Source organism: Janibacter sp. CoH_79_TC_3 (assembly GCF_058197955.1).
In genome coordinates, this window is sequence record NZ_JBXWIV010000033.1 from 1 (window position 1) to 10,883 (window position 10,883).

Annotated in this window: 8 protein-coding genes; 3 read left to right on the forward strand and 5 right to left on the reverse strand. The window is 41.2% G+C overall.

The genetic code is table 11. From position 1 onward, the window contains the following. Window positions 1–197: 197 nt before the first annotated feature. Window positions 198–647 carry a hypothetical protein gene (locus AC2FA3_RS14625; protein ID WP_490510221.1) on the reverse strand — a complete coding sequence of 150 codons (450 nt, stop codon included), beginning with the start codon at window positions 645–647 and terminating at the stop codon, window positions 198–200. Between the two features lie 149 nt (window positions 648–796). On the opposite strand from AC2FA3_RS14625, the gene AC2FA3_RS14630 reads away from it, so the two are divergent. Further along, window positions 797–964 (forward strand): hypothetical protein, encoded by a 168-nt coding sequence (locus AC2FA3_RS14630; RefSeq protein WP_490510222.1) that lies wholly within the window; start codon window positions 797–799, stop codon window positions 962–964. A gap of 57 nt (window positions 965–1,021) precedes the next feature. Next, on the forward strand, window positions 1,022–1,192 hold the full coding sequence (locus AC2FA3_RS14635) for a transposase (protein WP_490510223.1): 171 nt from the start codon (window positions 1,022–1,024) through the stop codon (window positions 1,190–1,192). 328 nt (window positions 1,193–1,520) lie between these two features. Here the strand turns inward: AC2FA3_RS14635 and ppc are convergent, their stop codons facing one another. The 4 genes from ppc to AC2FA3_RS14655 form a co-directional block, all read right to left on the reverse strand. Continuing rightward, window positions 1,521–4,295 (reverse strand): phosphoenolpyruvate carboxylase, encoded by a 2,775-nt coding sequence (ppc, locus tag AC2FA3_RS14640; protein WP_490510224.1) that lies wholly within the window; start codon window positions 4,293–4,295, stop codon window positions 1,521–1,523. Window positions 4,296–4,563: 268 nt separating this feature from the next. Beyond that, the gene (gene lldD / locus AC2FA3_RS14645) at window positions 4,564–5,706 is read right to left on the reverse strand and encodes an FMN-dependent L-lactate dehydrogenase LldD (RefSeq protein ID WP_490510225.1); all 1,143 of its coding nucleotides are present in this window, start codon (window positions 5,704–5,706) and stop codon (window positions 4,564–4,566) included. Between the two features lie 141 nt (window positions 5,707–5,847). Further along, window positions 5,848–7,635 carry a D-lactate dehydrogenase gene (gene dld, locus AC2FA3_RS14650; protein ID WP_490510227.1) on the reverse strand — a complete coding sequence of 596 codons (1,788 nt, stop codon included), beginning with the start codon at window positions 7,633–7,635 and terminating at the stop codon, window positions 5,848–5,850. Next, window positions 7,632–9,338: an L-lactate permease gene (locus AC2FA3_RS14655; RefSeq protein ID WP_490510228.1), complete on the reverse strand. Its 1,707-nt coding sequence runs from the start codon at window positions 9,336–9,338 to the stop codon at window positions 7,632–7,634. The genes dld and AC2FA3_RS14655 overlap by 4 nt, the downstream gene beginning before the upstream one ends. A 295-nt stretch (window positions 9,339–9,633) precedes the next feature. Here AC2FA3_RS14655 and AC2FA3_RS14660 point away from each other — a divergent pair, with 295 nt between their 5' ends. Beyond that, window positions 9,634–10,539: a LysR family transcriptional regulator gene (locus AC2FA3_RS14660; protein WP_490510229.1), complete on the forward strand. Its 906-nt coding sequence runs from the start codon at window positions 9,634–9,636 to the stop codon at window positions 10,537–10,539. Window positions 10,540–10,883 lie beyond the last annotated feature (344 nt).

The window sequence follows — 10,883 nt, forward strand, 5'->3', positions numbered from 1 at the left end:
GGTTTTACGCCCATACAGAAACTCAATCAAGCAGCTTAATTCTATTTGTTAGGTGTCTTAGGTTTGGGAGGGTTACCTAAGAATATAGACCTGATCTTAAAGAAGTAGACAGATTAACTTGGCGCTATTAAAGGGCTGCTGGTTTTAACTCGACCTATGCTGTAGAGAATCCCATACACCTTATAAAGTCTGATGCTTTAATTTTTTACTGAATATAACGGCCTAAGTTTTTTATCTAAATAGTAATAGCAAGCAGCACACATCACACCGCTGACGGCGATAATGACCACTATCAAAATAGACTCTACGCTTTTATGGTCAAATAGAAGTGGTATGAGTCCGTAAATAAAACCACTGACCATCACGACCAATAAGCTAAGCTTCTTCGTTTTTTCCAAAATAATCAGATATAAGAAAAATACTAAATAAGCCAATAAATAATAAACATAAAAGGTAAATATGTTGCCTACTAATATTATTATCGAGACTCTTATATTCTCTAATAATGTAGCATGACCCCAAAACATAGTATCAAAAGTTGATATCGAGTACACCAACACCAAAAAAACCGCACCAACCAAGGGCGGTACAAAGAACTTTGATAACCAAGTCAGTATGACTTTTAAGGTTTTATTTTTAGTTTGCAAGAATATTTATTCCTAATTATGGCTTGACGTTAAACGCTTAGAAGCTGATAACATATTTATATACTATTTTTTTGCTACTTAAGACATCAAAACTGAACAGGCAAACCGAAAAATGATGAGTTTCTGGAATAGTATCAAAGCAAGGCTTAATGAGCGAAAAAAAAGGCATGCCTTTAGAAGTCTTTCAAGACAAAAGATCTCTATTACAAAACAGTGAGAATATACAAAACAACTTATTCTTTAAAAACTATAATATCGATTTTGAGCGAGTGGGCGCTTTTGGTGTAACGATCAAAGATGGTATAGCGTCCGTATAGTAGAGTCTTTATAAAAGTGGTACAGTAGTTTTAAAATAAGCGAAAAGTAAAAAGATTATGACTTATTCAGCAGACTTTCGATCACAAGTGATTAAAAGTGTTAAACAACAAGATATGAGTATCAGACAAGCTTGTACATTTTATGACATTAGTAAGGCCACGCTACAGAATTGGCTCAAAGATCCTAGTATCAAACTCACTCGCAATAAACCACCCAATAAAATATGAACCGCCCCGACTATATCGGAGAGTGTTTTACTTGAGTCAGGCAGCAATACCTGACAGGATTAAATTATCATAATACCGCTTTTCAAACTCAAAAGGTGACACATAACCAATCGTGCTATGCAGTCGTGTTTTATTATGCCACTACATACAGAGTCATTTGTGATAAAAATTTTTTATAAAAACAAACATTAGTCCCTTATACACAGGTTCAACTACTAGCATAGCTCAGATATCTAAATTAGTTGCCCTCTATACCTCCTCAAGTTAATTAAAGGAAGTCAATGTATTTAGGTTATAAGTTAGATATCTGAACGTAATTCCCTAGCAATTAACCCGTATTGCGCAGACCCGCTGCTAAGGCATTGATACTACGTATTAGTGGATCTTCAACGGCAATATCACCGTCTTTATCTGTATTCTCTTTTTGTCTGGCACGTTTTAACAATTCGATTTGGATGTAATTAATCGGATCTAAATAAGCGTTTCGCCATTGTAGTGACGCGGCAAGGCTTTGCTGGTGCGCCAATAACGATGTCTGGTTAAGCAAAGAGTTCAAACCTGAGAAGGTTAGATGATGCTCATCGATTACCGCTTGCATAATCTTTTCACGTAATCCCTCATCTTCACATAACTGGCTATAAGCCTGAGCAATGCTCATCTCAGATTTGGTAAACGCCATTTCAATATTACTAATAAATACGTTAAAAAATGGCCAGCAGCTATTCATCTCCCTCATTAAAGCCTCGTCTTTTTTAACGCTATGAAGAGCACTACCTACGCCATACCAAGCAGGCAGTGTAAAGCGCGCTAAAGACCAACCAAATACCCAGGGAATCGCCCGCAAGGTTGTTTTACTTGGCAGCCCTTTGTTACGGTGCGCTGGGCGTGAGCCGATATTTAATAAAGAGATTTCCTGCACTGGCGTCACTTGTGAATAGAACTGATAAAACCCTTCGGTATGGTCAGTCAGCGTACGATAACTTTTTTCACCCGCATCTGCTAGACGCGCAAAGAGTGCTTCATAATTTGGTAGTTCAGGCGGTTGCACCACAAATCTTGTTGAGCACGCTTTAAGGGTACCAGTGATGCCCATGGTGAGCTCAAACACAGCAGTATCGGTGTTGGCATATTTGGCATAAAGGACTTCGCCCTGCTCAGTGATTTTAATTTCTCCATGCAGTGTCCCTGCGGGCTGAGCAGCGATCGCCTTATGCGTTGAGCCGCCACCACGACTGACAGAACCGCCACGACCATGAAACAGGCGTGTTTTAATACCATATTCAGCAGCAATGCGGTTGATGGTTTGCTGTGCGCTATAAAGCTGCCATGCAGACGTAATGATGCCGCCATCTTTTGATGAGTCTGAATAACCCAGCATGATTTCTTGTGTGTTATCTGAGTGCTGGAGGAGTCCTCGATACAGTGGGTTGTTCAACACGGCAGGTAAGATCTTATCGATGTTTTTAAGATCTTCGATGGTTTCAAACAAGGGTGCAACGGGTAAGTCAGCAGACAACTGCCCCTTATCATCAATCTTACATAAGCCTGCAACACGCATTAGTAGTAAGACTTCTAATAATTGACTGGCATTGTTGGTCATCGAAATCACATAACTACCAAAAGTATCTTGCCCGACCAGCTTACGTAATGTTGCCACTGAGTTCATCAAGGCTAATTGTTCACGGGTTTTATCAGTCAAGTTATCGGTATAAATGAGCGGTGTACCCGGCTTTGCAAGTAAACGCGTCAACCACTCTTGGCGCTCGGTTTCACCCAGAGTCTGATAGTCTGGTAAGTTCGAGGCATTGGCGAAAATATCAGTTATCACTTCACTATGATAAGACGACTCTTGGCGGATATCGAGCGCTGCTAGATGAAAGCCGCAAGTTTTGACCAGACGAATCGTATCGAGTAATAAGCCTTCGCCATGTGCTTTGTCATGAGTATTGACACTTTTTCGAATGATACGTAAATCTTCTAACAGCTCTTGTGGGTTAGCGTAAGCATCATGTGCGGCGTCGAGGTCTGTGCCTTTACTTTGAATATGGCGATTGGTCGCTTTTATTTTGGCAAGGATAATCGATAGCAACCTACGGTACGGCTCATTGTTGTAATCGTCAGGATTATAATAGAATACTTTTTGCTCGAGAGTGGCATACTCCTTTATACGAGCATAAACGTCTGGCGCAATATCAATAATCGTGTCGCTATGAATAAGCTCACGCCGCAGTTTTTTTAGCAGGACTTGATAATGACGTAGCACGGTATCAGCATGCATCAATACCGCCATTTCTGTGGTGTCATGAGTGACAAAGGGATTGCCATCTCTATCGCCACCTATCCAAGAGCCAAAACTCATAAAGGCAGGTAATGGGTAGTCTGTTAGCTCAGGATAAACCTCAACAATGGCGTCTTTAATATTACGATAAACCTTTGGAATGGCATTGAATAAACTGGCATTAAAATAATGCAGGCCATTATTGATCTCGTCATAGACTAATGGCTTACGCGTACGCACTTCATCCGATGACCATAATAAATCAATCGTTTGCGCCGTTTTTTCCTTCGCTTGTTCGTAGGCAAAGCTGTCTTCTGCAAGATTGTTTAAGGCATCGCTATGAATAAACAGGCTCTGCAATAGATTCATGGTCGTACGGCGGCGTGCTTCAGTAGGATGGGCGGTAAATACTGGGATAAATTTTAGCTGCTCAATCAGCTCTTGCATTTGGGCAGGTTCAATATTGCGTTCGCGACATTCAAGCAAGGTGCGGCGAAACGAGCCTTCCCAGCTTTGATCGGACTGCCTACGCAAGGCTTGACGCTGCTCCCGTAAGTAGTTTTCTTCACTTAGATTTGCTAAGAAGAAATAGATAGAAAAGCTGCGGATGACATTTTTTAAGGTTCGATTATCTAACGAGGCGATGAAGTCGATAAGTTGTTGTTTGTTCGCTTCGTTAGGCGCGCGTCGTTGCTGAATAAAACCCTTACGCAGTGTTTCAATCGTATTAAGTGTTTCTTCGCCCGTCTGGCGAGAAATTGCATCTCCTAGAAATGAGCCTAATAAGCTGATGCGTTCACGTAATACATCGTTATTTATAGTCATCCTTAACCTTCTCATTAAATTAGTGGGTGAAATAGTCGTTTGGTCTTAAGCGTAATTTTTCTATAGTAAGCCACTTAACCTGTTTATGTGGATCTTGAAGCTCTTGTTGCTCATAAGTCAAGACGTTGCCAGTTTTAGACGTTAATTATTTATTTTTTGGTGATAGTAAGTTAGCCATTTCTGTAAGGTGGATCTGTCTATCCCTAGTAAGTCAAAAATATTATAAGTTTCACTATTATGATTGATGGCTAAACTAACGGCTTCAAGTTTAAATATCTAGTTTTACCAAACAGTCAGAATTAATGTCAGCAATCGTTTTAGCGCCAGTCAGCGTCATCGCGACACGCATCTCTTTATCTAGTAGTTCTAGTAAATTGCTTACCCCTGCACCTCCATCTGCTGCTAAAGCATAGATAAAGGCGCGCCCTAGCATGCAAATATCAGCCCCCAAAGCCAACATGCGCACAATATCTAAGCCATTACGTATACCAGAGTCGGCTAAGATTTTAATCTCTCCCTTAACCGCATCAGCAATAGGAGGCAGCGCCCGTGCACTGGATAAAACACCGTCCAGTTGTCGTCCACCATGATTGGATACGACTATTCCATCTGCCCCAAAACGCACCGCATCTTTAGCATCTTCTGGATCCAAAATACCTTTGATGACCATAGGCCCATCCCAGTATTCTCGAATCCAATCTAAATCTTTCCAAGAAATAGAAGGATCAAAGTTATTACCTAGCCAGCCTATATAATCTTCTAGCCCTGTATGCTTACCTAGATAAGTAGAAATATTGCCCAGATCGTGCGGACGGCCATTTAGCCCTACATTCCATGCCCATTGCGGATGCATCACAGACTGTAAGTAACGGCGCATAGCGGCATTTTTACCGCTCATACCAGAGTGTATATCGCGGTAGCGTGCGCCTGGTACCGGCATATCCACCGTAAAAACTAAGGTCGAACACCCCGCCGCTTTGGCACGCTCCAAGGCATTTTTCATAAAGCCTCGATCCTTTAATACATAAAGCTGAAACCACATTGGACGGTGGATTTTAGGTGCCACTTCCTCAATCGGACAAACCGAAACCGTTGACATAGTAAACGGAATACCTTTTTGATCAGCTGCCATAGCGGCTTGTACCTCACCGCGACGTGCATACATACCTGTGAGACCTACTGGTGACAACGCGACAGGCATGGATAGGGTTTCATTAAATAATTGCGTCTCTAAGCTCAGCTGTGACATATCATTCAGTACACGTTGCCTAAGAGCAATTTTTGATAAATCTTCAACGTTGCGTTTTAAGGTATATTCCTCATAAGCACCGCCATCTATATAATGAAATAGAAAGGGTGGCAGTCGGCGCTTGGCAGCAGCCCTGTAATCGTTTGGAGATGAAATAATCATATGCTTACCCGTCTTATTTTGTTAGATATCTATGTAATATTTTTGAATGTCTAATTGTGTATTGCTTAATGCTAAACGATATGTCTTTCGTGTAATCTGGCAATGAGTATAAATGCTAAGACAATAGTCATGATCTCACTATTACACACAGCACGAGCAGTTGTGTTTATTTTTTGGCATTTTGCCAATGCCAGGGTTAAAGGTATTGGTTGGGTCTAAGGTTTTATAGAAGTTCTGCAAATCAGGTTCTGCTTCATATAAGTGACCGACATTATGTTCAGCAGGATATTTTGCACCGCGTTGATTTAACAGATCTAGCATCATCGTTTTCACATATTGAGCATCACTGCCCTTTTTCAAAATATAGTCTTGGTGAAACAAATAACAAAAGAAGTGTCCGTAATACAGCTTCTTCTCTAAGTGCTGTGCAATTGCTTCAGGTAGGGTTTCAAGCCACTCTAATTGGTTACGTGGTATGGCAATATCGAGCGCTAATATCTCGCCGACTTCTTTTTCATGGATAACCTCATACCTTAATGCGGCACCGGCTGCTGCAAAACGATTTAAAAAGGCGCTTTCTGACTCCTCTTTATTGCATTCAAAATAGCTACCGGTTTTTGATGCCGAAAAAAACGACTGCAAAAAATGTTGTGCTTCAGATATTCCGTCATCACTCATTTTTATTATGAGATGATGCTCGTACTTATCACGGTACGCCATCATGCGCTCAGGTAAATGCCTTGGAAATAAGTTAGCTATAAACTGCATTGCTTTATCGGTGAAATGCTTTGGCAACCACGACCACTTATGAAATTTAGCGTCAATAGCGCCTTTGATAGAGAATAACCTAGGTAAGGCATTTGTACCGAGATGTTTGATACATAAAAAAGTGTCTTTACCATATTTAGCGGATATATCAAATATATCGCGATGCATATATTCGCCAATTTCAGGAGTATTTTTGAAAGTTGATAATATCTGCCTTCTTAACTGGGCAAGCTCACTGACACTATTACTGCCTATATAGAACGTTTTCTCTTTTTTAGCAGTGGCATAAGTATCCAAGCGTACTGCGAAAACCGCCAGCTTGCCGGCACAGCCACTGGCTTCATACAGTCTGCGCTTGTCAGCATTAAACCGGCTTGGCGTATTGGCATCAACGTCCTTTACTCTGGTAATATATTCTTTGTCTGATGCCATCTTGCCACTGTCAGGCAGCTTACTTTTATCAAAATTACCATTTTGCAATCTCGTCAGTATTTCTTCCACGGTATTCCCTACTAGCCCTATATCTAGGTGATTGACCAACACCAACTTACCTTGTGCATTAATCTGCGCAAACAAAGCCAATTCAGTGTAAGCAGGGCCTCTTTTTACCAAAGATCCTCCCGAGTTATTCGAAATCCCACCAATAATAGACGCCCCTAAAGTCGAGGAACCAATCACCGAATGCGGTGCTCTATTCACCGCTTTAAGCTGACTTTGTAGTTGGTGTAGCGTCGCCCCAGCCAAACTGATTACTTGCTCATTATCATTTATCAAATATAGTTGGTCTATTGCTAGCGTATTAATGACCACCACAGGTCTATCGTAGTCATTACCGCTTGGCGTTGAGCCTTCGGTTAGGCCTGTTTTGGCCGCTTGTATGATAATAATGCAGCTACCCTCAACGCACACTTCTAGGCAACGCCAAATCTCTAGCAATGTTTGTGGAAACAAAACCGCTAACGCGTTGCCGCCACCAGAGCGCCAGCCCATTCTATAGTATTTGTTTTTCTCTGAATCAGCCTGAACATTGCGCGCGCCCAGTACGTCTGTGAGTTTATCCAAGACTTGATCAGAACTGAGTATGTCTTGAGAAGGCATGTTTACTGCTGAAAGCTTTGCTGAAGAGATACGACTTGCCTTATCATGTGCTATGTCATTCATGATGTTAGAGGACCTTGAAAATCAAAAATGTAAATTGCAGCCATAACGATGATGCCACAGAACAACACATAATATAGGGTAGGTAAAATAGTACGACGAAGCGTCGAGCCCTCCATACCAAGTAAACCCACCGTAGCTGATGCCGCCACTACATTGTGTATGGCAATCATATTACCGGCTGCCGCACCAACAGCCTGAGCCGCTATGATTAAAGAGGGTGAAATATTTAAGCTCATCGCCGCTTCATACTGAAATTGACTGAACATCATGTTAGATACGGTATTAGAACCCGCGATAAAGGCTCCTAACGCTCCAATGGTTGGACTAATCAATGGAAAAGCATTGCCGAAAGTACCCGCAAACAATGCTGCACTTGCGACTGGCATACTTGCCACATCGGATAAGTTTATAGCGGAATTAATAAAAATCCTGACCATCGGAATGGTAAAAATAAGTACAAATCCGGCCCCCAAGACAGTCTTGGTTGATTCTTTGAAGGCACTATTTAAGGCACTGCCTGGTTTTTTGGTTTGCAAAGCAGCGGCAATCAAGGCACTGATTACTAATAATCCTCCCGGTAAGTACAAGGGACTAAAGCTAGCGCTTATATCTGCCTCACCTAAAACAGCCGTGAAATCTAACGTTACACTGGTTAGTAAGGATTCAAATCCAGAAAACACTCTTGAACAAACCAGTAAAAGTGCAACCAGCAAATAAGGGAACCACGCCATAACCGTAGACATTTTTTTACTGGTTAAATCAAGCGCCACATCTTCCTTACTGACCACTAACTGACCCATCCATTCGCTTGGCCAGTTTTTTTGAGGCTCAAAGTCCCACGTTGTTTTTGGCGCTAAAAACCCCCTTTTGGCAGCATTTACTACAATGGCGATACTCACTAATCCCCCTACCAGTGAGGGGAACTCAGGCCCCAAAAAGACGCCCGTTAAGGTATAAGGAATCGTAAAGGCCAAACCGGCAAATATAGCAAATGGCCAAATAGCAAAGCCTTCTTTCCAGCTTTTATTCTTACCAAAAAAGCGTGTGAGCATCATCACCATAAAAAGGGGCATAAACGTACCAATAACACCGTGAATCATGGCGACTTCGCTGGTGATAAGCTGCAAAAAGCTATCCCACTGTAGCCCTTCTTGTGCCAGCTGAGCGCTAATAGCCGCGGTATCTAAGCCCTTATTGACACCTATCACAATAGGCGTACCGACGGCACCAAAGGATACTGGCGTACTTTGTATCATCATGCCCATTAACACTGCACCCAGCGCCGGGAAGCCTATTGCCAGCAGTAAAGGGGCGGCAATAGCGGCAGGTGTACCGAAACCAGACGCGCCTTCAATAAAGGTACCAAAGCACCAAGCAATAATAATGGCTTGAACACGTCTATCTGGCGATATATTAGTAAATCCAGCACGAATGACTGCGATGGCACCCGTATACTTTAAAGTATTCAATAAAAAAATAGCCCCAAAGACTATCCACAATACCGAAACCGTAATGACCAAACCTTGAATGATAGATGATGAAACTCGAGTGAGCGTCATATCCCATATAAAAATAGCCAACGCCGCGGTAACCGCTAAAACTATCGGCATTGTTTTTTTGGCTGACCATTGCAAGCCTATCAAAAAAATACCACAGAGAACGATTGGCAGTAATGCCAGTAGACCATATATTGTTTGATTCAAAATCACATCCTTTATTACTGTTTAATCTTCCTTGAACCAAGTCATTAAAGCCTTTATTTTGACGACTCCATGATGACTAAGTTGTATTAAACATTCACAAACAGGGACTGCTAATTGACCCAAGCTGTCTTTCAGACAATGCCAAGCACAACCTCGGTTATTCCATCCTTTACTGTTCAAAATGCCCTAAAGGAGTCTACGCCTTGTTGATAAATTGATATATTGCATCAAAGGATAATGTTATTTTCTTTTTTTGCTATAATCTAAAGCGTATTACCCTAATTGGAGCACAAATATGGTCAAAGCTGACGATATGATTTTATTTGTCCAAGTTGTTGAAGAAGGGTCATTTTCTAAGGTTGCTGAAAAACTGTCATTAACCAACTCTGTAGTGAGCAAGCGCATTGCAAGATTAGAAGAAAACTTAAATGCTCAGCTACTTTATAGAACCACCAGAAAGTTGAGCTTAACCGACGCAGGCAGGACGCTTTATAACAAAGCTAAAATTGCTAAAATTGCTTTTCAGGAAGCCGAAGATGCGGTAACGGGTTACGGCGAAGATATGAAAGGCACTATACGTATAACCATGCCTGTGGTCTCTGCGAATTTCATATTTAGCAAATCTATTGCCGAATTCTGTAAACAACACCCTGAAGTATCGGTAGAGTTACAAATTACCAATCGATTGGTTGACTTGATAGAAGAAGGATTTGATTTGGCACTAAGGACCGCTGTGCTTGAAGATTCCTCGCTCATTGCAAGGCGCCTGATAGATAGCCAATGGGTGATATGTGCGACGCCAGACTATTTAAAGCAATATGGTATTCCTCAAACTCCTGAAGAGTTAGAGAATCATGAGTGCTTGGTCTATAAGTTTGATAATGCCTCTAATAACATATGGCCATTATTTATAGACGGCACAGAGCAATTAATATCTGTCCATGGTCGGTTTCATAGCAATCATCTTAGTGCGATTAAACAAGCCGCGCTTAGCGGTTTAGGCATTGCTTTTTTACCACAAGTGCTGATCTATGAGGAAATACAGCAAAATACACTCACGCAGATCTTGCAATGTTTTACCAGAAAGAAACTGGGCCTATATGCGGTTTATCCTAAAGCGAGGCAACCGGATCAAAAGTTAAAACTGCTCGTTGCACATTTGCGAGAATCATTACATCAGAAACAGGCTTATTACTATTGAGTAATAAGCCTGTTTCTGATGTCTATAAAAAGAGGAATGGAATCAAAAAGCTTATAAGAGGTTGTGATTACTCGCGCCATAGAGATTACTTTTTTTGTATATAGTAAACTTCTTATTTAGTAACTCTTTTACAAAGTTTATCTCTGCAATTTTTTCAGCATAGCTCAGTCTGAGTGCTTAGTTTTTCAACAACCTACTATACCCATTGATTCTAATAATAAGAAAGCTATCTAAAAGCGAAAGAGGACTCCACCCGACATTAGGGTGGAGGTGAATTTCGCCTAGTGTTTATTATATTTTTATACAAATTAGCTACTGTATGAAATCTAAATAATCCTTAGAGT